Source organism: Stenotrophomonas maltophilia (genome assembly GCF_025642255.1).
Classification (GTDB): domain Bacteria; phylum Pseudomonadota; class Gammaproteobacteria; order Xanthomonadales; family Xanthomonadaceae; genus Stenotrophomonas; species Stenotrophomonas maltophilia_P.
Genome location: NZ_CP106759.1, coordinates 1,183,529 through 1,206,889, shown reverse-complemented (window position 1 = coordinate 1,206,889; position 23,361 = coordinate 1,183,529). Strand labels below are relative to the sequence as shown.

Here is a 23,361-nt window from a genome sequence, read left to right as displayed (position 1 = left end):
AGGGATCTGACCGCGGACGGTCCTGGCGCGCCGTGTCTTGGGCGCGTCATTACCTCGCACTATGATGGGCGGATGACTTCCGTACGCCTGACCTGCGCGCTGGCGCTGCTGCTGCCGTTGGCCGCCTGCACCACCGCACCCGCCCCGACCGCCACCGTCTCCACGCCTGCGGCAACGGCCGCACCGCCGAAGCTGCTGCTGATCTCCATCGATGGCCTGCGTGCCGACGCGCTGGACCGCGGGCTGACGCCGAACCTGCAGCGGATGATCGACAGCGGCGTGCGCGCACGCTGGATGACGCCCTCCTATCCCTCGCTGACCTTCCCCAACCACTACACCATCGTGACCGGTCTGCGCCCTGACCATCACGGCATCATCCACAATGCGATGGACGACGCATCGCTGGGCAGTTTCGCGCTGAGCAACCGCGAGGCGGTCACCCGCAGCGACTGGTGGGGCGGCGAGCCGATCTGGGTCAGCGCGGAGAAAGCCGGCGTGCGTTCCGCGACCTGGTCCTGGCCGGGCAGCGAAGCGGAGATCAAGGGCGTGCGCCCCAGCCAGTGGCTGGCGTATAACGACAAGGAACCGTTCGAGCAACGTGTGCAGACCGTACTGGGCTGGCTGGCACGCAGCGATGCCGAGGCGCCGCGCCTGGCCACGCTGTACATGGAACACGTCGACAAGGCCGGACATCACCATGGGCCGCAGTCGCAGCAGTACACGGCAGCCATCGTGCGGGCCGACCAGGTTGTCGGCCAGGTGCTCGACGGACTGCAGCAGCGTGGCCTGACAGCCACCACCAATGTGATCGTGGTTTCCGATCACGGCATGGCCGCGGTGGGCGACGGCCAGGTGATCGCCACCGAGTCGATGGTGGACCCGGCCATCGCACGCAACGTCAGCCAGGGCCAGTCGGTCGGCTTCGCGCCGGTCGCGGGGCGTGAAGCCGAGGCCGAACGTGCCCTGCTCGGCCGCCATGCCCACTACGAATGCTGGAAGAAGGAGAACCTGCCTGCGCGCTGGCATTACGGCACGCATCCACGCATACCCGCCATCGTCTGCCAGATGGATGAAGGCTGGGACGCGCTGACCCGGGACTGGATCGCCAGGCGCGATCGTCGCGACGGCGGCTCGCACGGCTACGATCCGGCGCTGCCGTCGATGCGTGCGGTGTTCGTGGCGAGCGGCCCGTCGTTCCGACAGGGGCTGCTGATCGACGGCTTCGACAACGTCGATGTCTATCCGCTGCTGGCGCACCTGCTGCAGGTTCCAGCCGCGCCGAACGACGGCAATGCCGAGACACTGAAGCAGACGCTGCGTTGATCGGGCGTCTCCGCCGGGCATGGCCCGGCGCTACCACGGCAATGGGGCGTCGGATGTCTCCGCCGGGCATGGCCCGGCGCTACCACGGCAATGGGGCGTCGGATGTCTCCGCCGGGCATGGCCCGGCGCTACCGTGCCAATGTGGGTAGCGCCGGGCCATGCCCGGCGAACGCGGCGGCCGCAACGACACGCATAAAAAAACGCGGCGCCAGGCGCCGCGTTCTTCGTTGACCCATCGGCCGGCCGATCAGGCCTTGGCGACGGCCTTCTTCGCCACGGCCTTCTTCGCCGGAGCCTTGGCCACGGTCTTCTTGGCGACCGGGGCAGCGGCGCCTACGGCGACCTTGCTCGCGGTGTGCGAACGGGCGTTGCCGTAGCTGGCGTTGTAGCGCTTGCCCTTGGCGGTCTTGCGGTCACCCTTACCCATGTCTTCAACTCCTCAAATGTGAAATCTGGTTACCCCGTGCTGACACGGGTTCGGCGGGGCCGCCTTGCTGGACGCCCCCGCGCACGATCAGAAAGCCTATCACGGAGCGCCTAGTGCGCGCAGCTGGCGTCGTGTACGTGGCTGTGGTTGAGCCGCAGATTGACCAGATGGGCAACGCCGACCAGCAGACCGCCAATGGTCATCACCACCGCGTGCGGCACGGCATTGTGATGCAGCGGGTCGTACAGAACCCCAGCCCACAGCGCGACCAGCCCGGGAATCAGGAACGCCAGCGCGCGCAGGGCGCCATGCCGGCGGTAGCCCCAGACAAGGCTGAACAGACCCAGCAGGGTCACGAACACGACCAGCGCCTGTTCAACGCCATCGCTGAGCCAGAACGACAGGCCCAGCGAAGGCGCTGCGGCCAGCAGCACCGGAATCACCGCACAGTGCACTGCGCACAGCATCGATCCGGTGGCACCGAAACGGTCGAGCAGATGGCGCAGGTGGGAGGAGAGGGACATGACTTCCAGCAGGGTCGGCGAATCGTTATGGAATAATATAACATCCCTTCCTGGTCCGCACGATCTCCTCTCCCCCTGTCCCGCGACGGGATACGTGCGCTTCACAATTGATACACAGTAACAAGGACTTCTCGATGCCCGCCCCTTCCCTGCGGTTCAAGCCGCACACCCTCGCCCTGGCGCTCGCCGCGCTGCTGCCGTCCGCCGCATTCGCCGCATTCGCCGCAGGCGACGACGATGCGCACCGTGACCGCCACCTGACCGAGCTGTCATCGGTGCAGGTCACCGCCTCGCCGCTGCAGGGCGATGCCGAGTCGCTGGCGCGGCCGGTCGAAGTGCTCGCCGGCGAGCGCCTGGACGAACAGAAGGCAGGCACCCTCGGCGATACGGTGGCCAAGCTGCCGGGCGTGCAGAGCACCTTCTTCGGCCCCGGTGTCGGTCGTCCGATCATCCGCGGCCAGGAAGGCCCGCGGGTGGCCGTGCTGTCCAACGGCATGGGCAACATGGATGCCTCCACCGTCAGCGCCGACCATGCCACCAGCATCGAACCGTTCCTGGCTGATCAGATCGAAGTGCTGAAGGGCCCGGCGACACTGCTGTTCGGCAGCGGTGCGATCGGCGGCGCGGTCAACGTCGTCGATGGCCGCATCGCCCGCGAGCTGCCCGACCGTCCGCTCAGCGGCCGCGCTGAACTGCGCGGCAACTCCGTCAATGATGAACGCAGCGGCATGTTCCGCCTCGACGGCGTCAGCGGCAACGTCGTGCTGCATGTCGACGGCCTGGTGCGCAACGGCGACGACTACCGCATTCCCGGCTACGCGGTGATCGACAGCCTGGAAGACCACCACGAAGACCATGACCACGACCACGAGGGCGAGGAAGGCGACGAGCCGCGCCGTGGCCGCCTGGACAACAGCTCCATCCGCACCCGGGCCGGTGGTGTGGGTGCCACCTGGCTGGGCGAGGGCGGCTACTTCGGCGTGTCGGCCAGCACCTATCGCACCAACTATGGCATCCCCAATGGCGCCCACGTCCACGCGGACGGCGACGATCATGACCACGATCATGATCATGATCACGGCGAGGAGGAGGAAGGCGGCGACGAGCATGACGTACGCATCGACATGGTGCAGAACCGCTTCGAGACCAAGGCCGGCATCTACAACCCGGTCTCGTTCCTGAAGAACATCAATGCCCGCGTGGCCTACACCGACTACGAGCATGTCGAGCTGGAGGCCGGCACGCCCTCCACACGCTTCACCAACCGCGGCATCGAAACCCGCCTGGAAGCCGTACAGCAGCAGGTCGGTGGCTGGGACGGCGCCTTCGGCGTGCAGTTCGGCAACAGCGATTTCGGCGCCAAGGGCGAAGAAGCATTCGTGCCGGACACCGGAACGAAAAACATCGGCCTGTTCGTGCTGCAGGAGAAGCAGTTCGGCCCGTTCAAGCTCGAACTCGGCGGCCGCCACGACCAGGTCAAGCTGGACCCGACCGGCGATTACCGCCGCCGGCAGTTCGATGCCACCAATCTGTCCGCGGCCGGCATCTGGAAGCTCAACGACGCGGTCGACCTGCGCATCGGCGTGGACAGCTCCGAACGTGCCCCCACCAATGAAGAGCTGTATGCCGCTGGCGCGCACATTGCCACCCGCTCGCTGGAAATCGGCGACGCCAACCTGAAGACCGAGCGCGGCCAGCGTATCGAGCTGGGCATCCACACCCACAGCGATCGCCTGGACTTCTCCGCCTCGATCTACCAGACGAAGTTCAAGGACTTCATCTACCTGGCCGACACCGGCGTCACCGAAGGCCTGCCGGTGCGTGCATGGACGCAGCAGGATGCGGTGTTCAAGGGTGCCGAGGCGGAAGCCCTGGTGCATCTGTTCGAAGGCGTCGCAGGCGACTGGGATCTGCGCCTGTTCGGCGATTACGTGCAGGCCAAGCTGGACGGCAACGGCAGCCGCAACCTCGACATCGCGGTGCCGCACGGTGACCACAACCACAACTACACCGTGGAGCTGGCCAACACCGGCTACCTGCCGCGCATCGCCCCGGCCCGCGTTGGTGCCGACCTGCGCTGGGCGAAGGACGGCTGGCGCGCGTCGGTGGGCGCCGTGCGTTACAGCCGGCAGAAGGACGTGGCGCAGAACGAAGAGCCGAGCGACGGCTACACCCTGGTCGATGCGCACCTGGCCTACCGCTGGGATCGCAACGACAGCAACAGCTATGAGGTGTTCCTGGATGGCAGCAACCTGACCAACCGTGAAGTGCGCCCGCACACCTCGCTGCTGCGCGACTACTCGCCGCTGCCGGGCCGCGGTGTCGCATTCGGCATCCGTGCGTACTTCTGACCCCTCCAGCAGCAGGACGCCGTTCCACTGATCCCTGACGACGCTCCTTGTCGTTCTCTCCCGGGGGGCCTGCTGGCCCCCCGCTTTTTTTGGACCCGGTACGGCTTCGGACATGAGCCGCGCCGTGACGCTATCGATATGGCCTGGTGGCACCTCCCACCTGCCATGGATACGAATTCACACACCGATCACAAAGATGTGCGTAGGACAACAACCGGACAATCCCGTCACTCAATGTCTCGCACATCGGACACTTTTGTCCGAAAATGAACCCATGACCGCTCAACGCGCTGATGCCGCTGCCCGCCGTGCCCTCATTCTCGACGCCGCCGACCATGTGTTCGGGCAACACGGCGTCACCGCTCCGCTGGACCTGGTGGTCGAACGCGCCCAGGTGGGCCGGGCCACGCTGTACCGCAATTTTCCCGACCGCACCGCGCTGATCCAGGCCCTGCTGCAGCGTGCGGTCGACCGTATCCGCCGCCAGGTGGAGCAGCTGGGCGACCGTGACGACGCCCTGTTCGAGGTGTTCGAGGGGATGGCCCAGCGCATCATCGATTCACCTGCGCTGGCCGATTACTGGCGCGCCGTTGATTCGGACGTGCCCTCCATGCGCGCCGCGCGCGAGACCGTACGCGACCTGCTCGAAGCACCGATCCAGCGGGCCATCGCCGCAGGCCTGTGCCGTCCCGATCTGGAAAAAACGGATATTTCACTGATCTCCGGCATGCTGGGAGCGGCCCTTCGCGGCAAGACCCGTGACGAGCGCGCCCGTCTGGCCGGGCGTGCCCTGCAACTGCTGCGCGGAGGACTCCAGGGAGCAGCCAGCGGAGCACGCTGATGGTGCAGCCGTATCTGAAGCCGGTGCCGGACTGGGAGGAGCATGAGAAGCCGACCATGCCCGGATCGGCTTCGATGCCGTGGCACCCACCCTACCGGCGTGCAGCTTATGCCCTGGTGTCCCTGCTGGTGGCCATCACCGGCGGCCTCGGCAATGCGCTGGTCACCGCCAACCTGCCGTTCCTGCAGGGGCAACTGCAGCTCACCCCGACCCAGGGCAGCTGGCTGGTGGCCGCTTACGCGATGGTCAACGTCACCGCCAACCTGCTGGCCTTCAAGTTCCGCCAGCAGTACGGCATCCGCCTGTTCGCCGAGATCGGCCTGGGGCTGTATGCCGCGCTGGCCGTGCTGCACCTGTTCGTGGGCAGCTTCGAAACCACGATGCTGACGCGCGCGGCCAGCGGTTTCGCCGGTGCGGCGTGTTCGACGCTGGGTACGCTGTACATGCTGCAGGCGTTGCCGCGGCGCTTCACCGGCAACCTGCTGGTGATCGGCGTCGGTCTGTCGCAGCTGGCAGTTCCGCTGGCCTGGATCGTGTCGCCCGGCCTGGTCGATACCGGGCAATGGCACCAGCTGTATTCCTTCGAAGCAGGGCTGGCGCTGTGTGCGTTCGCGGCGGTGGTGGTGCTGAAGCTGCCGCCAGGCGTGCAGATCAAGGCCTTCGAGCCCATGGATTTCCTCACCTTCAGCCTGCTTGCCCCGGCGGTTGCGCTGCTGGTGGTGGTGCTGGCCCAGGGCTACACGCGCTGGTGGCTGGACACACCGTGGCTGGGCTGGGCGCTGGTCGCCTCGATCGCATTGTCGACCACCGCCTTCATCATCGAGCACTACCGGCGCAATCCACTGCTGCAGACGCGCTGGCTGGCCAGCCTGCCGGTACTGCACTTCATCGTGGGTGCGTTCCTCATCCGCTTCCTGACCACCGAGCAGTCCTACGGCGTGGTCAGCCTGATGCGCACGCTGGGCATGGGCCCGGACCAGCTGCGCCCCTTGTTCGTGGTGATTCTGGCAGGGGTTGTCACCGGCATCATCGGTACCGCCGTGACCTTCGGCCCGAAGCGGCTGATCCCGCAGCTGCTGATGGCGATCCTGCTGCTGGGTTCGGCGGCGTTCTTCGACCAGAACCGCACCAGCATGGACCGTCCCCACGATTTCTACCTCAGCCAGTTCCTGGCCTCGGTCGGTGCCGGGATGTTCATGGGCCCGCTGATCATGCTGGGTATCTCCGCCGCCCTGAAACAGGGTGTGGACCACATGATCACCTTCCTGGTAACGCTGTCGATCACCCAGACGCTGGGCGGGCTGGCCGGCTCGGCGCTGCTGGGAACCTTCCAGCTGCATCGCGAACAGCTGTATTCCAGCGCGCTGACCAGCCAGCTTGATCCCGCCGACCCGGTGGTGGCGCAGCGCCTGCGCATCCAGCAGCAGCTGTACGCCGCGCAGATCACCGATCCGGTGCTGCGCAGCGCGCAGGGCACCGCGCAGCTGGCACAGACGACGCGCCGCGAGGCCAATGTCCGTGGGTTCAATGATGTGTTCACCCTGAGCGGCTGGCTGGCGATCGGCTTCCTGTGCTGGTTGCTGCTGCTGTCGCTGCGTACCGCCGTGCTCAAGCAGTGGCGCAAGCGCCATCCGCCCTCCTCCGCTGCGGCCTCCCCCGCAGCGCCCCGATGAGTCCTTCGCCATGCCTCCCGTCCCGCCCCGTCCCGACGATGCCGACAACGTGACCCCACCGCCGCCAACCGATGCGGCACCTGCGCCCACGCCGGCTGAGCCGGCGGTCGCGCCGAAGTACCTCAGACCCAGTGCGCGCAGCGTGGCCGTGATGGTGGTGGTGGCCCTGCTGGGCATCGCACTGATCCTGCGCGCGTGGCACCTGTGGCCGTTTGCCAGCAGCGTGATGGTCACCGACAACGCCTACGTGCGCGGGCAGATCACGGTGATGGCACCCCAGGTCAATGGCTATGTGACCGAGGTGCTGGTGAAGGACTTCCAGCACGTGAAGAAGGGCGAACCCCTGCTGCGCATCGATGACCGCATCTATGCGCAGCGCGTGGCGCAGGCACAGGCCACGCTGGACAGCGCGCGCGCGGCGTTGGCCAACTCCGATCAGTCGCAGGCGCAGAACCGCGCGCAGATCGCTGCGGCCCAGGCCACCCTGTCCGCCGGCAAGGCCGAGCTTGAGCGCTCCCGCAACGAGCTGAAACGGTACGAGCAGCTCGCCGCACAACGCCTGGTATCGATCAATGACCGCGACCGGTTCCGCACGACGCAAGCGTCAGCGCAGGCCAGCGTGCAGCAGTCACAGGCGCAGATCCGCATCGCCGAGGAAACGCTGGTCTCCACCCAGGTGGCGCGCAAGAGCCTGGAGGCACAGGTGGAAAGCGCACAGGCGCAGCTGGAACTGGCACGCATCGACCTGGCCAATACCGTGATCCATGCGCCGCGCGACGGGCAGATCAGCGAGGCCAGCGTGCGGACCGGCCAGTACGTGGCCGCCGGCTCGCAGCTGCTGTTCCTGGTGCCCGACGCGCTGTGGGTGGTCGCCAACTACAAGGAGGGCCAGACCTGGCAGATGCGCATCGGCCAACCTGCGACCTTCGCCGTGGACGCGTTCCAGGGCCAGGTGCTGCGCGGCCATGTGGAGCAGATCGCCCCCGCCACCGGCTCGGAATTCAGCGTCCTGCGTCCGGACAATGCCAGCGGCAACTTCACCAAGGTGGTGCAGCGGCTACCAATCCGGATCTCGATCGATCCGGGGCAGGAGCTGGCCGCGCGACTGCGTCCCGGCATGTCGGTGATCGCACGGGTGGATACGGCGGCCGAGCCTGCGCCGGCCCGGTAGGGTCGAGCTCGTGAAACGGGGTCAGATTCCTTTTGCCAAGGCAAAAGGGATCTGACCCCAATCCCACCGGCCGCTCAGCCTGCGCAGCGGGCGCAGAGTCCGTGCACTTCCAGCGTCTGCGCCTGCGGCTGGAAGCCGAGCTCCTTGGCCCGCTTCTCCAGCTGGCCGACGATCTCGCGGTCTTCCAGCTCCACCGCGCTGTGGCACTGATAAGATTGGAAGAATCAGGAACCGAGCATCACAATGAGCCCTCCCCCTTTTATAACGCGGGTTGCACTTCGAAACTATCGGAGCATCGGTCAGTGCGATGTACGGCTAGGCCCGTTGGTTTATCTCGTCGGCACCAACGGGGCTGGAAAGAGCAACTTTCTTGACGCCCTCCACTTAGTAAAGGACGCGCTCACCACCTCGCTCGACCAGGCTTTGAATCTGCGGGGCGGGCTATCTGAGGTGCGACGTAGATCCGCGGGGCACCCCACCCATTTCAGTATCCGAATTGATTTCAGCATTGACGGTTTCAATGGGCACTACGCATTCAAGGTGGGGGCACTGAAGAACCGAGGCTTTGAGGTCCAGACTGAAGAGTTGAGCCTGCGCGGTCCCGGCAAGGGGCCCTTCTATCGCGTTGAAAGCGGAAAGGTAGTTGCCTGCAGTGAGCAGATCGTGCCGTCACTGACAAGCGATCGACTTGCGCTTGTAGCGCTGTCAGGCATTAGCTCTTTCCGACCGGTGTTTGACGCACTTACTTGCATGGGGTTTTACAACCTGAACCCAAAATTGATGCGTGATCTCCAGCAACCTCAGGAAGGAAAGCTTCTCAAGCCTGTCGGAGAGAACATTGCCAGCGTCATCGGCCACCTCCAGAACGTCAATCCCGATGCCATATCCGCGATTGAGGAGTATCTGCAGACTGTCGTTCCGACGGTCCATGGCGTTAATAGGCTCCAAGTCGGCCCCATGGAGACGCTTCAATTTAAACAAGAGGTTCCTGGCGTAAAAGACCCATGGAGATTCTCTGCCCAAAACATGTCCGACGGAACGCTAAGAGCGCTCGGCGTTCTGACCGCGCTATTTCAGTCAAACCGCGACTTCGCCCCAACTCTAATCGGAATTGAAGAGCCAGAAACAGCCCTCCATCCTGGCGCAAGCGCGGCCTTACGCGAAGCTCTTCATCGCGCGTCGCGGACGACACAAGTAATTGTCACAAGCCATAGCCCCGACTTGCTTGACGATGTATCGATCGATGACACGCAAATTCTTGCGGTAGTGTCCGAGGCCGGGGAAACTCGAATTGGCGGAATCGATGGCGCAGCAAGAGAGGCCATCAGAGAAGGGCTATTCTCTGCCGGAGAGTTGTTAAAGTTGGGACAACTTCAACCAGATGCAGACGACCTTGCCGCCCAATCCAAGCAGATCAAGTTGTTCGATGGAATATCAAATTGACCAAGATTTCCGCGATTGTTGAAGGTGACGGGGAGGTGGTCGCTCTCCCCATAATTCTTCGAAAGATCGCCCAGTGGCGGCGGCACTACAATCACGTCGACATCCCGCAGCCAATTAGGGTGCGACGTGATCGTTTTTTAAACAAACAAGAAGAATTCAGTAGACATGTTGGGCTTGCCAGCAAGAAGTGCGGCGCCGACGGATGGATACTGGTAGTACTTGATGCAGATGATGACTGCCCCAAGGAGCTAGGCCTGAAAACCCTGGCGAGGGCAAAGTTGATAGCCCCGAATCATTATATATCTGTCGTGCTGATAAAGAGGGAGTTTGAAGCATGGTTCATTGGATCCGCAGCAACTCTCAATGGCCATCGAGGACTGAAAGTAAGCGCCGATGATCTGCTGATCGATGCAGAAATTCCTCGAGACGCTAAGGGCTGGCTAGGAAAACGGATGACTTCCGGGTATGGGGAACGCACTGACCAACCAGCGTTTGCCGCGCGGATGGATCTTGAATCTACCTTTCAACGATGCAGGTCATTTCGGAAACTGTGTTCTGAATGGGACAAATTTTTCCCTGACAGATCGCAAGACTGAGTTCTACGAACTTGCTCACAAAGCTACTGTGAAATCCGTATCCGTGCGGAACATTTGCGGAGCCGAGCCTCTACCCGCTGCGAACCTTTTACTCTGATGCCGACCAACGGCCGGCACCGCCCCTTCCTCAACCCGCGCAGCGGGCGCAGAGCCCGTGCACTTCCAGCGTCTGCGCCTGCGGCTGGAAGCCGAGCTCCTTGGCCCGCTTCTCCAGCTGGCCGACGATCTCGCGGTCTTCCAGCTCCACCGCGCTGTGGCAGCTGTTGCAGATCAGGAACGGCACCGAATGCGCCGCACTGCTGGGATGGTGGCAGGCCACGAAGGCATTCACCGATTCCAGCTTGTGCACGAAGCCATTGGCCATCAGGAAGTCCAGCGCGCGGTACACGGTGGGCGGGGCATCGGCACCCACACCCTTGCCGTTGCGCACCCATTCCAGCAGCTCGTAGGCCTTGACCGGCTTGCCGGCTTCGGCGATCAGCTTCAGTACGTTGGCGCGGATGGGGGTCAGGCGCAGCCCGCGTTCGCGCGAGACACGCTCGACCACCGCCACGAAATCCGATGCGTCATGGACGTGGTGGTGGGGGGCGGTACAGGCAGTGGCAGTCTTGGCGGGCATGCGCGTTCTCCGGTTCGGCCTGGCAAGGATGCCTCAGACCGTTGCTACCTTGGTAATGGCCGCGTCGATGCGTTTCAAGGCCTGCTCACGGCCGGCCAGGTACACGGTGTGGGAAATGTCAGGGCTGACCTGGGTACCGGTGATGGCCACGCGCAGCGGCTGGGCGACCTTGCCCATGCCGATCTCCAGCGCGGCGGCCGTGTCGTGCAGGGCCGTGCCGACCGCTTCGGCCGTCCATTCCGGCAGCGCCGCCAGCAGTTCACGGGCCTTGCCCAGGGCGACCTCGGCCCCGGCCTTGAAGTGCTTGGCCACTGCGGCTTCGTCGTAGTCGTTCAGCGGCTGGTACCAGACCACGGCCTTCTCGGCCATTTCCTTCAGGGTCTGCACGCGTTCACGCAGGGCGATCACCACGTCTACCGGTGCCGGGCCCGCCGCCACGTCCAGGCCCAGCTTCTGCAGCTGGTAGACCAGGTGCGGCACGATGTCGGCCGGCTCCACGGTCTTCAGGAAGTGCTGGTTGACCCAGCCCAGCTTGGCCATGTCCAGGCGCGACGCCTTGGAGTTGCAGTCCTTCACATCGAACAGGTCGATCAGTTCCTGGCGGGTAAACAGTTCCTGGTCACCATGCGACCAGCCCAGGCGGGCCAGGTAGCTCAGCAGTGCGTCCGGCAGGTAGCCGGCATCCCGGTACTGCATCACGTCGGCGGCGCCGGTGCGCTTGGACAGCTTGGCGCCCTGCTCGTCCAAGATCATCGGCATGTGGCCGAACTTCGGCACCGGTGCACCGATGCCTTCGTACAGGTTGATCTGGCGCGGCGTGTTGTTGATGTGGTCGTCACCGCGGATGACCTCGGTGATGCCCATGTCCCAGTCATCCACCACCACCGCGAAGTTGTAGGTGGGATAGCCGTCCGGACGGAAGATGACCATGTCATCCAGTTCGCTGTTGGCGATCTCGATCCGGCCCTTGATCAGGTCATCGAACACCACCGTACCCTGCAGCGGATTCTTGAAGCGGATGACGCGGTTCGGGTCGTCCCGGTATGGCAGGCCCAGCTCGCGCGCGGCACCGTTGTAGCGCGGCTTTTCCTGCCTGGCCATGGCGGCTTCGCGCATCGCGTCCAGCTCTTCCCGGGTTTCATAGGCGTAGTAGGCCTTGCCGTCGGCAATCAGCTGCTCGGCGACTTCCCGGTAACGGGCCACCCGGTGGGTCTGGTAGATCGGACCTTCGTCGTAGTCCAGGCCCAGCCACTCCATCGCCTCCAGGATGGCGTCGATCGCCCCCTGGGTGCTGCGTTCACGGTCGGTATCCTCGATGCGCAGCACGAACTCGCCGCCGCGGTGGCGGGCCTCCAGCCAGCAGTACAGCGCGGTGCGGGCGCCACCGATATGCAGATAACCGGTAGGACTGGGGGCGAAGCGGGTGCGGCAGGTCATGTGGGGCTCGAGGAACGGGAATTCCCCGATTTTACCACCAGCCCCGCGCCGGCACGGAGGGACGGACGGAGTCCGCCCCTCCGGCTCACGTCACGGCTGCGGCTCGGCCTTGCGCGGGAACGACTGCTCTCGCATCGCCGCGTTGTAGGCAAAGGAGGCCACGATGGCCGCTGCCTGCTTGAGATCTTCGGGCTCGGCGTGGTCCCAGGTGTCCAGATGGCTGTGGTGGACATTGGTGAAGTAATCCAGCCGGTCCTGGATGAACTGGAAGCCGGGCAGGCCGATGCGATCGAAGCTGATGTGGTCGGTGCTGCCGGTGTTGCGGGTCGCCACCGTGGTGGCGCCGACATCATGGAACGGGGCGAGCCAGGCCTCGAAGATCGGCATCGCCGCCAGGTTCTCCTGCGCGTAGATGCCACGGAAGCGGCCGGAGCCGTTGTCCATGTTGAAGTAGACCTGGAACTTGCTGTAGTCGCGGGTCTTGCGCAGCGGTCCGGTGGGGTCGCGCAGCGAGGCCGGCAACGCCTTCTGCGCAGCGTCCACCGGTTCCGGGAACTGGCCGAAGTGCTTGGCGACGTAGGCCTGCGAGCCGATCAGGCCCTGCTCCTCGCCGCTCCACAGCGCCACCCGGATGGTGCGCCGGGGCTTGGCACCGGTGGCCTTGAGGATGCGCATGGCTTCCATCATCACCGCCACGCCGGCCGCGTTGTCGGCCGCGCCGGTGCCACTGTGCCAGGAATCGAGGTGCGCGCCGATCATCACCACCTCATCCGGCCTGCTGCTGCCCCGGATCTCCGCCAGCGTGTTGTAGCCGGGCTGATCGCTGTCGTCGGTGAAACGCGCGCTCACGTCCACCCGCAGGCGCACGGGCTGCTTGGCCTCCAGTGCACGCACCAGCGGATTGAAGTGCTCGGCGATCATCGCCAGCTCCGGAATGCCGACCGATTCCCCGGCCTTGCGCGAGCCACCACCGGCCACGCGGATGATGCCGTTGTCCCAGCTGCTGATGCTGATCGAGGCCAATGCGCCTTCCTCGACGAAGAAGGCGTTGACCTTGGCCGCCAGCGCCTGCCGCTCCTGGTACTCCTTCACCCGCTTGGCGCGCTCGGCGGTGGCGTCCTTGTCCTTGGGCAGGGTGAATTCCTGCAGTCCCTCCAGCGAGGTCGCGTCGTGACGATGCGAGTCCGGCTCGGTACCCCGCTTGTACTCGCGCGCCTCGCCGAGCAGCAGGATCTTCCCGCGCAGCTTGCCGCGGTACTTCTCGATGTCTTCCGGCTTCTTGATGTCCACCTGTACCAGCTCGCCCTCGACCGGTCCTCCGGTGCCCGGCGTCCAGGCCTTGGGCAGCGCGTGCAACGGCATCACGCGGTCGCCGAGCATCTCCACGCTGGCCGAGGTGAACTCCCAGCCACGGCCGAAGTCGTCGAACGCTTCGTCGTGGACATTGTCCAGCTTCCATTCGGTGAACTTGCTGCGGGTCCACGCGTTGGCGCGCCCCATCGCGGGAGAGTTGGTCAGACGCGGCCCGATGCGCTCGGTGAGATAGCTGAAGGTGTCCATCACCTGCGAGCGATGGAACGCCTCCTGGCGGATGCGGCTGACCATGTCCAGGTCCACCGGCTCGCGCTGCTGCGCCGTCGCATTCCCGCTCATCGCCAGCGCAACCGCCAGCACACCCCACTTCAGCACATCCCACCCCTGCCCTTCGGCTCGATCATCAACCCCTCGAGTCTAGCCAGCGGGGGCGCTTGGCCCCCGTCCCATCGGTCATGGGCGGTGCAGGCGCCTCATCCGCTCCAGCCCAGCCACAGCTGGGCGCGCATGGGCAGCAGCAGCAACCAGTGCCGCCGGTCAATGCTGCTGCAGCCGTAAACCGCAGCATGCGCAGGCCAGTCGCCGGGCAGGCCGGCGATGCCGATCTCGGCCAATGCCCCCGGCCCGGCCTTCCAGGGCCGGTAGCGCGGCACCTTTCCACCCAGCACGCCACGTCCCTGCCGTGCACCGTCCAGCCACTCCAGCCCCTGCCCCAGCACTCCTTCGCAGGTGGCCGCCGCCAGCTGGAAGCGGACCAGGCCGGGGGCGATCCGCGCCCCCGGCAGGGCCGCCAGCACGCCATGCGCCTGCAGCAGTGCATCCACTTCGAGCAGAGCCGGAATGCCCTGCTGGGCTCTCAGCCGCAATCCCTGGCGCCATCCCATCGCGTTCTCCTCACTTTGCTTCCGCGCCCAGCGCATACCAGTCCACGCGGCGGGTCACCCACATCGCCAGCGCCAGAATCACGAACAGCAGCAGCGAGCCCATCAGCAGCGCGTTGTTCTCCGAGACCAGCAGCCCGTAAAGCGCGCCATACAGCACGGTCAGCAGCGCGGCGAAGCCCAGGCCGCGCTTCCAGTGACCGAGCACGTTGGCCAGATACACCGCCTGCACGCCGATGCAAGCCGCCGCCGAGACCAGATAGGCCTTCCAGAAGGCGATGTGCTCGGACAGGCTGATCAGCAGCAGGAAGAAGATCGCCAGCGCCAGGCCCACCATCAGGTACTGCAGCGGGTGGATGCGCAGCGATTTGATCAGCTCGAACAGAATGAAGCCGACGAAGGTGAGCAGCACGAACAGCACGCCATACTTGGAGGCGCGATCCGCCTGCGTGTAGGCGTCGACCGGATCGACCAGCGACACGCTCACCGCCTGCGACGCCACCGCGCCATCGCTGCGCAGCTGGCGCTGGGCATCGGAGGCCAGCGAGGACACCGCCCAGCGTGCGTCGAAGCCCTGCGCATCGACGCGGCGTTCGTTCGGCAGGAAGGCGCCGGCGAAGGATGGATGCGGCCAGCGCGAACGCAGTGCGATGCGGTTGTCATCGCCTACCGGCACGACCGACAGCATCCGGCTGCCGTCCAGCCGCAGCTCCAGCTCCACCGTGCTTGCTGCCAGCTGTCCACCCTGCACCCCGGCAAAGCCGGCCACGGGGGCATGCAGGCCGCGCCCCAGTTCCGCAGCGGCGCCGACGCCCGGCAGCAGGCGTACCTGGCGGCCATCCACGCGCAGGTTGGGCGTGCCGACCAGGCCACGCGCATCGGACACCCCCAGCGCCACATAGGGCTGGCCATAGGTGCGGCCTGGCTTGACCGGATAGTCGTCAGCCGCGAAAGAGGCCTTCAACTGGCCGTTCCAGCTGTACACCGGCACCTTGAACAGCCCGACCTCACGCTGGCTGGGCAGCATCTCGCCGCCAACGTCGAGCGAGGCCGGCATCTGCAGCCAGTGCCCTTCGCTGACCTGCACCTCGGTCTTCTTGTTGCCCTTGGCGTCGACGACTTCCACCTGCTGGCGCTCCACCCACGGCACCACCCGCACCGGCCCCACCAGCTGCTGCGCGCCGGCGCGGCTGTCAGCGACCCGCGCGAAGGCTTCGTCCCGGTATTGACTGCGCTCGTTGATCACGCTGCGGATCATCATCAGCGGAATCAGCAGCAGCAGGATCAGCCCGCCGACAATGGCGAACCGCAGCAGCATCTTCAGGGATTTCATGGTCCATCCTCGTTGGAGAGGGCTGCAGCATGGACCGTCGCGGTGAGCGGGGTTTGTGGCGAATTTGAAGCGGATGTGAAGTCAGCGCCGCGTGCGCGGGCCGGGCATGCCCAGCGGCAACCACAGGCTGGCCACGGTCCCGCCGCCGTCGCGGGCCTGCAGCTGGACACGGCCATCGTGCAGGCGCGCCACTTCCTGCACGAACGGCAGCCCGAGGCCGGAGCTGCGGCGGCCACTGCCGGGACGGGCCAACGAATAGAAGCGCTCGAACACGCGGTCACGGGCATAGTCGGGAATGCCGGCCCCCCGGTCGGCCACCTGCAGGCGCACGCCGCCGTCCTCAACCTGTTCCTGCAGCACCACCTCCGTCCCCGATGGAGAGAAGGCAACCGCGTTGTCGACCAGGTTGTTCAGCGCCTGCCGCAGCAGATAGGCATCACCCTGAATGCTCAGATCCGCCACGGCATCAGTGCGTACCTCGACGCCGGCCGCCTGCGCGCGCACCTGCGCGGCTGCGACGGTCTGCTGCAGCAGGTCCGGCAGTGCGATCGGAGCACGCGTCTGCAGCCAGCCATGCTGCTCCACTTCGGCCAGCGCCAGCAGCTTGTCGATGGTTTCGGTCAACCGCTCCTGCTGCTCGAGGATGCTGCGCGCGAAGTGCGCACGGTCGGCATCGGCCATCGGTTCCTGCAGCAGCTCGGCGGCACCGCGTATCGCGGCCAGTGGGCTCTTCATTTCGTGCGTCAGCGACTGCACATACTGCTCGACGTAGGCCTTGCCTTCGAGTTTGCGCCGCATGGTCTCCAGCGCCTGGCCGAGATCACCGATCTCATCGCGGCGGCGGCGTGGCGGCGGCACCGGCTCACCGGCGGTGACCGCGCGCGCATAGCGGCTGAGCTGGCCCAGGCCGGTGGTCAACCACATCGTCACCAGCACCCCGACCAGCGCCGAGAGTCCTATCAGCCATGCGCCGCGTTCGATGATGGCGCGCTGGCTGGCCGCAATGAACGGATCGATGCTGCGGTTGGGCTGGGCCAGGGTGAGCACGCCGATGAGGGTGCGGCCATCGCCCGGGTCGTACACCGGCGCGGCCACATGCATCACGGTGTTGCCCTCCTCGCCCGGCGTCTCCGGGCTGGAGCGGGCGCCGTACTCGCCGCGCAGGGTGCGGTAGACATCGTTCCAGCGCGAGTTGTCACGACCGACGTCGCGGCCCTGCGAATCGTAGATCACGATGCCTTTCGCATCGGTGATCGTCACCCGGTAATCGAGGGCGCGCTTGGGAAAGCGCCACACCATCGCTTTCAGGTCACGCTGCCGCGCCTTGGCCAGGTTGCGGGTGAAACTGCCGCTGTTGATGGTGCCTGCCTTGACGTCCGCCGCCGCCATCTCGGCCAGCACGTTGGCTGCATCGACCAGGGTCGATTCCATCGCCTGGCGCACGCCCGGCTTCACTTCGTTGACGAACACGCGCATGACGAAGAACGCGGCGATGCCCACGATCAGGAAGAAGCCCAGGAACAGCTTCATCACCAGACGCATCGCTCACACCTCCAGGGCGTAGCCCAGGCCACGGTGGGTCCGGATCGGGTCGGTGCTGGCGCCGGCCGCGCGCAGCTTGGCACGCAGGGTCTTGACGTGCGTATCGACCGTGCGGTCGGCGCTGTCGGCACTGCTGTCCCAGCCGCGGTCCATCAGCTGGGCGCGGCTGAGGATGGCCCCGGGGCGTTGCAGCAGGGCTTCCAGCAGTGCGTACTCGTAGCGGGTCAGGTCCAGCGCCTGGCCGTGGAAGCGGACACGCCGGCCCTCGCGGTCGATGGCGAAGGCGCCATGCGTCTGCCAGCCCGCATCGGTGTCACTGGCGGCAGGCGCCGCCCGCCGCAGCCGCGCGCGCACCCGCGCCACCAGCTCGCGCGGCGAGAACGGCTTGGCCATGTAGTCGTCGGCGCCCAGTTCCAGGCCCAGCACCCGGTCCAGCTCGTCGTTGCGGGCGGTCAGGAAGATCACCGGCAGCTGCGCCTGCGGACCGGGCAGCGCACGCAGCCGACGACAGACCTCGAAGCCGCTCAGGTCCGGCAGGCCCACGTCCAGCACCACCACATCGATGCCACCGTCCCGCAGCCGCTGCAGGGCATCGCTGCCGAGCAGGCAGTGACTGGCCAGGTAGCCCTCGCTGCGCAGCGCGTAGAGCACGGTTTCGGCGATGGCGGCTTCGTCCTCGACCACCAGGACATGGGCAACGGGAGCTGTCATGGCGCGCAGCATAGCCGCTGCGGCCGCCGCCCCGTACACTGCCCGCATGAATTACCGCCATGCCTTCCACGCCGGCAACCATGCCGATGTCCTCAAGCACATCGTGCAGCTGGCCCTGATCGACAGCTTCAAGCGCAAGGACAGCCCGTTCTTCGTGCTGGACACCCACGGCGGCGCTGGCCGCTATCTGCTGGCCAGCGAAGAGAGCCGCAAGACGCTGGAGGCCGAATCCGGGGTCATGCGCCTGATGGCGCAGCCGAAGCTGCCGGACGTGGTCGAGCGCTACCTGAAGGCCGTGCAGGCCGACAATCCGGTCGGCGCGCTGACCAACTACCCCGGCTCGCCCCTGCTCACCGCCCAGGCCATGCGTGCGCAGGACCGGATGGCGGTATGCGAGCTGCAGGAAGACGAAGCAGGCACGCTCAAGGCCCTGTTCGCCCATGACAGCCGGGTCGGCGTGCACCCGGGCGACGGCTATGCACTGCTGCGCTCGCTGCTGCCGCCGAAGGTCAACGGCAGCAAGATCGGCCGCGGCCTGGTGCTGATCGACCCGCCCTACGAGGCCCAGGACGCCGAGTACCAGCGCATCCTGGCAGCGCTGGCCGAGACGCTGGCGCGCTGGCCGCAGGCCACCTGCGCGGTGTGGTTCCCGATCAAGCAGCGCCGCACGATCCTGCATTTCCTGCGCAAGGCCACTGCCTTGCCGGTCAAGTCGGCAGTGACCATCGAGTTCCTGGTACGCCCCGACGACTCACCGCTGCGCCTCAACGGCAGCGGCATGCTGGTGCTCAACGCCCCCTGGCAGTTCGACCGGGCGGTCGGTCCGGCCCTGCCGGCGCTGCGCCAGCACCTGGGTGAGCCCGGCGCCAGCACCCGCCTGGATTGGCTCAAGGCACCTGAATAATGGCCTTCACGAGGCTGTACGCCCGTGAGCCTTTTGTTCACGGAAGACAGCCCCGGTGATGCCACAATCGATGGACCACCAAGGAATCACCCGGTATGGCCACTCGCAACCGCATGCCGCCCTGGCATGAGATCTTCAAGGCTCCCAGCGGCCACGAGCTGCTGATCCGCCCCATCCGCCCGGAAGACAGCGCGCCGCTGCAAGCGGCCTTCAGCCTGTTCGGGCCGGAAGAAATCCGCGACCGTTTCCTGCAGGCGGTGACCGAGCTGTCACCGGAAACCACGCAGCGCCTGACCCATCCGAATCCCAAGACCGAGATCACCCTGGTCGCGGCCGAGTCCCTGCCCGCCGGTGAGGCCGTGGTCGGTGCGGTCGCCCGGGCCTCGATCATCCCCGGTACCCGCGAAGCCGAGTACGCGATCCTGATCAGCCGCTTCCTCATCGGCCAGGGCCTGGGCCGGCAGCTGATGCGCAAGCTGGTGAAGTGGGGTCGGGGCAAGTACCTGGATCGCCTGTACGGCGATGTGGCGGCCGAGAACGAGCCGATGAAGCAGCTGGCCGCCTCGCTGGGCTTCAAGCCCGTTCCGCACCCGAACGGCACCGAAGGGCTGGTGCGCATGGTGCTGGAACTGGACAACTGACGGTGACGCCGGGCGCGGCCCGGCGATGCCGTTGCAGCCACTGCGCCCTCCGGGCATGGCCCGGCGCTGCCCGCTCACGCAGCAATCATGGGGCGGGTGGAGGCTTCTGCTAAAATCCGCGGTCCATGTCGCGTACTTCATACCCCGCCCCGCCGCTGCCGCGCGCCGGCCAGCTCCGCGCCTGGTGGCGCGCCCCCGCTTCACCGACCGCCCTGGCCTGGTACCTGGCCCAGGCGGCGCGCGCGCATGACGCGCCGTTGCTGGTGGTTGCCCGTGACAACCACGGCGCCAACCAGCTCGAAGCCGATCTGCAGACCCTGCTGGGCAACGATCCCGCGCTGCCGGTGATCGCCTTCCCGGACTGGGAAACCCTGCCCTACGACCGCTTCAGCCCGCATCCGGACATCATCTCGCAGCGCCTGGCGGCCCTGCACCGCCTGCCTTCGCTCAAGCGCGGCCTGGTGGTGGTGCCGGTCCAGACCCTGCTGCAGCAGCTGGCCCCGCGCAGCTACGTGATCGGCGGCAGCTTCGACCTGAAGGTCGGCCAGCGCCTGGACCTGGAGGCCGAGAAACGCCGCCTGGAAAGCGCGGGCTACCGCAACGTGCCGCAGGTGATGGACCCCGGTGACTTCGCCGTGCGCGGCGGCCTGCTCGATGTGTTCCCGATGGGCGCCGACGAGCCCTTGCGGGTGGAGCTGCTGGACGAGGACATCGACTCGATCCGCGCCTTCGACCCGGAAAGCCAGCGCTCGCTGGACAGGGTCGAGTCGGTGCACATGCTGCCCGGCCGCGAAGTACCGATGGATGAGGCCAGCATCGGCCGCGTGCTGGCCGCCCTGCGTGAACGCTTCGATGTCGACACGCGCCGCAGCGCGCTGTACCAGGACCTCAAGTCCGGGTTGGCCCCGGCAGGCATCGAGTACTACCTGCCGCTGTTCTTCGACCGCACCGCCAGCCTGTTCGACTACCTGCCTGCCGGCAGCCTGCCGGTGGTGTGTGCCGGCGCAGGCGAAGCCGCCGACGCGTTCTGGGCACAGACCGGCGAACGCTACGAGCAGCGCCGCCACGATGTCGAGCGCCCACTGCTACCGCCCTCGGCGCTGTACCTTTCGCCTGAGCAGCTGCGCGAGCGGCTGAACGACGCGCCACGCATCGAAGTATGGGCCGCCGACCATGCGCGCATCGCCGATGCACATGCGCTGGGCGACCAGCCCCTGCCGGCGCTGCCGGTAGCGGCCCGCGAAGCACCCGCTGGCGACGCGCTGAAATCCTTCCTCGGCCACTACCCCGGCCGGGTACTGATCGCCGCAGATTCACCGGGCCGCCGCGAAGCCCTGCTGGAAGTGCTGCAGGCGGCCGAACTGAAGCCGCCGGTGGTTGCCGACCTGCCCGCCTTCCTCGCCAGCGATGTGCGCTTTGCCATCACCGTGGCGCCGCTGGAAGATGGCTTCGCCCTGGACGATCCGCGCCTGGCGGTCCTGACCGAACGCCAGCTGTTCCCCGAGCGCGCCGGTAGTACCCGCCGCACGCGCCGCGCCGGCCGCGAACCGGAAGCGATCATCCGTGACCTGGGCGAGCTGACCGAAGGCGCGCCGATCGTGCACGAGGATCATGGCGTGGGCCGTTATCGCGGCCTGATCGCGATGGACGTCGGTGGCATGCCGGGCGAGTTCCTGGAAATCGAGTATGCCAAGGGCGACCGCCTGTACGTGCCGGTCGCACAGCTGCATCTCATCAGCCGCTACTCCGGCGCATCCGCCGAGACCGCGCCCCTGCATTCGCTCGGGGGCGAGCAGTGGACCAAGGCCAAGCGCAAGGCCGCCGAGAAGGTGCGCGACGTCGCCGCCGAACTGCTGGAAATCCAGGCGCGCCGGCAGGCACGTGCCGGACTGGCCCTGCAGGTCGACCGCGCGATGTACGAACCATTCGCCGCCGGCTTCCCGTTCGAGGAGACACCCGACCAGCTGGCCGCCATCGACGCGACCCTGCGCGACCTCGCCAGCAGCCAGCCGATGGACCGCGTGGTGTGCGGCGATGTGGGCTTCGGCAAGACCGAGGTCGCCGTGCGCGCCGCGTTCGCCGCTGCCAGTGCCGGCAAGCAGGTGGCGGTGCTGGTGCCGACCACGCTGCTGGCCGAACAGCACTACCGCAACTTCCGCGACCGCTTCGCCGATTACCCGCTCAAGGTGGAAGTGCTGTCGCGCTTCAAGAGCACCAAGGAGATCAAGGCCGAACTGGAGAAGGTCGCTGCCGGCACCATCGATGTCATCGTGGGCACCCACCGCCTGCTGCAGCCGGACGTGAAGTTCAAGGATCTGGGCATGGTCATCGTCGACGAGGAACAACGGTTCGGCGTACGCCAGAAGGAGGCGCTGAAGGCGTTGCGTGCCAACGTGCACCTGCTGACCCTGACCGCCACGCCGATCCCGCGCACGCTGAACATGGCCATGGCCGGCCTTCGCGACCTGTCGATCATCGCCACGCCGCCGCCGAACCGGCTGGCGGTACAGACCTTCATCACGCAATGGGACAACGCGCTGCTGCGCGAGGCCTTCCAGCGCGAACTGGCGCGTGGTGGCCAGCTGTACTTCCTGCACAACGACGTGGAGAGCATCGGCCGCATGCAGCGCGAGCTGTCCGAACTCGTGCCGGAAGCGCGCATCGGCATCGCCCATGGCCAGATGCCGGAGCGCGAACTGGAGAAGGTGATGCTGGATTTCCAGAAGCAGCGCTTCAACGTGCTGCTGTCGACCACGATCATCGAGTCGGGCATCGACATCCCCAACGCCAACACCATCATCATCAACCGCGCTGACCGCTTCGGCCTGGCCCAGCTGCACCAGCTGCGCGGCCGCGTGGGGCGTTCGCACCACCGCGCCTACGCCTACCTGATCACGCCTGACCGCCGTGCGATCACCCCGGATGCCGAGAAGCGCCTGGAAGCCATCGCCTCCATGGACGAGCTGGGCGCCGGCTTCACCCTGGCCACGCACGATCTGGAAATCCGCGGTGCCGGTGAACTGCTCGGCGAGGACCAGAGCGGGCAGATGGCCGAAGTCGGCTTCAGCCTGTATACCGAGCTCCTGGAGCGCGCGGTACGCAGCATCAAGCAGGGCAAGCTGCCGGACCTGGATGCCGGCGAGGAAGTGCGCGGTGCCGACGTCGAGCTGCATGTGCCGGCCCTGATTCCGGAAGACTACCTGCCGGACGTGCATACCCGCCTGACGCTGTACAAGCGCATTTCCAGCGCGCGCGACAACGATGCGCTGCGCGAGCTGCAGGTCGAGATGATCGATCGCTTCGGCCTGCTGCCGGACCCGGCCAAGCACCTGTTCGCGGTTGCCGAGCTGAAGCTGCGGGCCAACGCGCTGGGCATCCGCAAGCTGGACCTGGGCGAGAACGGTGGCCGCATCGTGTTCGAATCGAAGCCGGACATCGACCCGATGGCCGTGATCCAGCTGATCCAGAAGCAGCCGAACCTGTATGCGATGGAAGGCCCGGACAAGCTCCGCATCAAGCACCCGCTACCCTTGCCGGAAGACCGCTTCAATGCGGCCCGCGCCCTGCTGACGACCCTCGCCCCGGGTTGATTTCCCACCGCTACCACCCCGCACCGGCCCCACCCGGTGC

Annotated in this window: 19 protein-coding genes and 1 pseudogene; 10 read left to right on the top strand and 10 right to left on the bottom strand. The window is 66.4% G+C overall.

What is annotated here, in order from left to right; all coding sequences use genetic code 11:
* Positions 1–72: 72 nt before the first annotated feature.
* On the top strand, positions 73–1,323 hold the full coding sequence (locus tag N8888_RS05610; RefSeq protein WP_263177846.1) for an alkaline phosphatase family protein: 1,251 nt from the start codon (positions 73–75) through the stop codon (positions 1,321–1,323).
* Positions 1,324–1,570: 247 nt separating this feature from the next.
* On the opposite strand, the gene N8888_RS05605 is transcribed toward N8888_RS05610, so the two are convergent.
* Together N8888_RS05605 and N8888_RS05600 are read right to left on the bottom strand one after the other, a co-directional pair.
* Entirely contained in the window at positions 1,571–1,750 is a 180-nt protein-coding gene (locus tag N8888_RS05605; RefSeq protein ID WP_004150462.1) for a 30S ribosomal protein THX, read from the bottom strand.
* A gap of 110 nt (positions 1,751–1,860) precedes the next feature.
* On the bottom strand, positions 1,861–2,274 hold the full coding sequence (locus N8888_RS05600) for a MerC domain-containing protein (RefSeq protein ID WP_053518754.1): 414 nt from the start codon (positions 2,272–2,274) through the stop codon (positions 1,861–1,863).
* Positions 2,275–2,408: 134 nt separating this feature from the next.
* On the opposite strand from N8888_RS05600, the gene N8888_RS05595 reads away from it, so the two are divergent.
* The 4 genes from N8888_RS05595 to N8888_RS05580 all read left to right on the top strand — a co-directional run bounded on the left by N8888_RS05595 (position 2,409) and on the right by N8888_RS05580 (position 8,310).
* Complete coding sequence (locus tag N8888_RS05595) at positions 2,409–4,625, top strand: TonB-dependent receptor (protein ID WP_263177845.1); 2,217 nt, start codon at positions 2,409–2,411, stop codon at positions 4,623–4,625.
* Positions 4,626–4,899: 274 nt separating this feature from the next.
* Positions 4,900–5,466, top strand: coding sequence for a TetR/AcrR family transcriptional regulator (locus tag N8888_RS05590; RefSeq protein ID WP_053518751.1), 567 nt, complete (start codon positions 4,900–4,902; stop codon positions 5,464–5,466).
* Positions 5,466–7,139, top strand: coding sequence for an MFS transporter (locus tag N8888_RS05585; protein ID WP_065174667.1), 1,674 nt, complete (start codon positions 5,466–5,468; stop codon positions 7,137–7,139). Before N8888_RS05590 ends, N8888_RS05585 begins: the two co-directional genes overlap by 1 nt.
* Before the next feature lie 10 nt (positions 7,140–7,149).
* Positions 7,150–8,310 carry an HlyD family secretion protein gene (locus N8888_RS05580; RefSeq protein WP_111185833.1) on the top strand — a complete coding sequence of 387 codons (1,161 nt, stop codon included), beginning with the start codon at positions 7,150–7,152 and terminating at the stop codon, positions 8,308–8,310.
* 74 nt (positions 8,311–8,384) lie between these two features.
* Here the strand turns inward: N8888_RS05580 and N8888_RS05575 are convergent.
* Positions 8,385–8,519: pseudogene (locus N8888_RS05575) on the bottom strand (transcriptional repressor); the annotation flags it as partial.
* Positions 8,520–8,553: 34 nt separating this feature from the next.
* Here N8888_RS05575 and N8888_RS05570 point away from each other — a divergent pair.
* Together N8888_RS05570 and N8888_RS05565 are read left to right on the top strand one after the other, a co-directional pair.
* Positions 8,554–9,753 (top strand): AAA family ATPase, encoded by a 1,200-nt coding sequence (locus N8888_RS05570; RefSeq protein ID WP_263177844.1) that lies wholly within the window; start codon positions 8,554–8,556, stop codon positions 9,751–9,753.
* Positions 9,750–10,349, top strand: a complete 600-nt coding sequence (locus N8888_RS05565) for a DUF4276 family protein (protein WP_263177843.1) — start codon at positions 9,750–9,752, stop codon at positions 10,347–10,349. The genes N8888_RS05570 and N8888_RS05565 overlap by 4 nt, the downstream gene beginning before the upstream one ends.
* A 127-nt stretch (positions 10,350–10,476) precedes the next feature.
* Here N8888_RS05565 and N8888_RS05560 read toward each other — a convergent pair whose 3' ends face one another.
* The 7 genes from N8888_RS05560 to creB form a co-directional block, all read right to left on the bottom strand.
* Entirely contained in the window at positions 10,477–10,968 is a 492-nt protein-coding gene (locus N8888_RS05560; RefSeq protein ID WP_053517393.1) for a Fur family transcriptional regulator, read from the bottom strand.
* A 33-nt stretch (positions 10,969–11,001) separates the two neighbouring features.
* Positions 11,002–12,405, bottom strand: a complete 1,404-nt coding sequence (gltX, locus tag N8888_RS05555) for a glutamate--tRNA ligase (RefSeq protein ID WP_263177842.1) — start codon at positions 12,403–12,405, stop codon at positions 11,002–11,004.
* 90 nt (positions 12,406–12,495) lie between these two features.
* Positions 12,496–14,094, bottom strand: coding sequence for a M20/M25/M40 family metallo-hydrolase (locus N8888_RS05550; RefSeq protein ID WP_263177841.1), 1,599 nt, complete (start codon positions 14,092–14,094; stop codon positions 12,496–12,498).
* A 98-nt stretch (positions 14,095–14,192) separates the two neighbouring features.
* On the bottom strand, positions 14,193–14,603 hold the full coding sequence (locus tag N8888_RS05545) for a hypothetical protein (RefSeq protein WP_065181152.1): 411 nt from the start codon (positions 14,601–14,603) through the stop codon (positions 14,193–14,195).
* 10 nt (positions 14,604–14,613) lie between these two features.
* Entirely contained in the window at positions 14,614–15,933 is a 1,320-nt protein-coding gene (gene creD, locus N8888_RS05540; protein WP_111185837.1) for a cell envelope integrity protein CreD, read from the bottom strand.
* Positions 15,934–16,014: 81 nt separating this feature from the next.
* Positions 16,015–17,475 (bottom strand): two-component system sensor histidine kinase CreC, encoded by a 1,461-nt coding sequence (gene creC, locus N8888_RS05535; RefSeq protein ID WP_263177840.1) that lies wholly within the window; start codon positions 17,473–17,475, stop codon positions 16,015–16,017.
* 3 nt (positions 17,476–17,478) lie between these two features.
* Positions 17,479–18,198 (bottom strand): two-component system response regulator CreB, encoded by a 720-nt coding sequence (gene creB, locus N8888_RS05530; protein ID WP_111185841.1) that lies wholly within the window; start codon positions 18,196–18,198, stop codon positions 17,479–17,481.
* A gap of 34 nt (positions 18,199–18,232) precedes the next feature.
* Here creB and N8888_RS05525 point away from each other — a divergent pair, with 34 nt between their 5' ends.
* The 3 genes from N8888_RS05525 (at position 18,233) to mfd (ending at position 23,321) form a co-directional block, all read left to right on the top strand.
* Complete coding sequence (locus tag N8888_RS05525; RefSeq protein WP_053517399.1) at positions 18,233–19,090, top strand: 23S rRNA (adenine(2030)-N(6))-methyltransferase RlmJ; 858 nt, start codon at positions 18,233–18,235, stop codon at positions 19,088–19,090.
* 95 nt (positions 19,091–19,185) lie between these two features.
* Entirely contained in the window at positions 19,186–19,731 is a 546-nt protein-coding gene (locus N8888_RS05520; protein WP_053517384.1) for a GNAT family N-acetyltransferase, read from the top strand.
* 125 nt (positions 19,732–19,856) lie between these two features.
* Positions 19,857–23,321 carry a transcription-repair coupling factor gene (gene mfd, locus N8888_RS05515; RefSeq protein ID WP_065181149.1) on the top strand — a complete coding sequence of 1,155 codons (3,465 nt, stop codon included), beginning with the start codon at positions 19,857–19,859 and terminating at the stop codon, positions 23,319–23,321.
* Positions 23,322–23,361 lie beyond the last annotated feature (40 nt).

Excerpts from the sequence above, each read along its gene's own strand:
- N8888_RS05610 (WP_263177846.1), top strand. The coding sequence starts at position 73 with ATGACTTCCGTACGCCTGACCTGCGCGCTGGCGCTGCTGCTGCCGTTG.
- N8888_RS05605 (WP_004150462.1), bottom strand. The coding sequence starts at position 1,750 with ATGGGTAAGGGTGACCGCAAGACCGCCAAGGGCAAGCGCTACAACGCC.
- N8888_RS05600 (WP_053518754.1), bottom strand. The coding sequence starts at position 2,274 with ATGTCCCTCTCCTCCCACCTGCGCCATCTGCTCGACCGTTTCGGTGCC.
- N8888_RS05595 (WP_263177845.1), top strand. The coding sequence starts at position 2,409 with ATGCCCGCCCCTTCCCTGCGGTTCAAGCCGCACACCCTCGCCCTGGCG.
- N8888_RS05590 (WP_053518751.1), top strand. The coding sequence starts at position 4,900 with ATGACCGCTCAACGCGCTGATGCCGCTGCCCGCCGTGCCCTCATTCTC.
- N8888_RS05585 (WP_065174667.1), top strand. The coding sequence starts at position 5,466 with ATGGTGCAGCCGTATCTGAAGCCGGTGCCGGACTGGGAGGAGCATGAG.
- N8888_RS05580 (WP_111185833.1), top strand. The coding sequence starts at position 7,150 with ATGCCTCCCGTCCCGCCCCGTCCCGACGATGCCGACAACGTGACCCCA.
- N8888_RS05570 (WP_263177844.1), top strand. The coding sequence starts at position 8,554 with ATGAGCCCTCCCCCTTTTATAACGCGGGTTGCACTTCGAAACTATCGG.
- N8888_RS05560 (WP_053517393.1), bottom strand. The coding sequence starts at position 10,968 with ATGCCCGCCAAGACTGCCACTGCCTGTACCGCCCCCCACCACCACGTC.
- gltX (WP_263177842.1), bottom strand. The coding sequence starts at position 12,405 with ATGACCTGCCGCACCCGCTTCGCCCCCAGTCCTACCGGTTATCTGCAT.
- N8888_RS05545 (WP_065181152.1), bottom strand. The coding sequence starts at position 14,603 with ATGGGATGGCGCCAGGGATTGCGGCTGAGAGCCCAGCAGGGCATTCCG.
- creD (WP_111185837.1), bottom strand. The coding sequence starts at position 15,933 with ATGAAATCCCTGAAGATGCTGCTGCGGTTCGCCATTGTCGGCGGGCTG.
- creC (WP_263177840.1), bottom strand. The coding sequence starts at position 17,475 with ATGCGTCTGGTGATGAAGCTGTTCCTGGGCTTCTTCCTGATCGTGGGC.
- creB (WP_111185841.1), bottom strand. The coding sequence starts at position 18,198 with ATGCTGCGCGCCATGACAGCTCCCGTTGCCCATGTCCTGGTGGTCGAG.
- N8888_RS05525 (WP_053517399.1), top strand. The coding sequence starts at position 18,233 with ATGAATTACCGCCATGCCTTCCACGCCGGCAACCATGCCGATGTCCTC.
- N8888_RS05520 (WP_053517384.1), top strand. The coding sequence starts at position 19,186 with ATGGCCACTCGCAACCGCATGCCGCCCTGGCATGAGATCTTCAAGGCT.
- mfd (WP_065181149.1), top strand. The coding sequence starts at position 19,857 with ATGTCGCGTACTTCATACCCCGCCCCGCCGCTGCCGCGCGCCGGCCAG.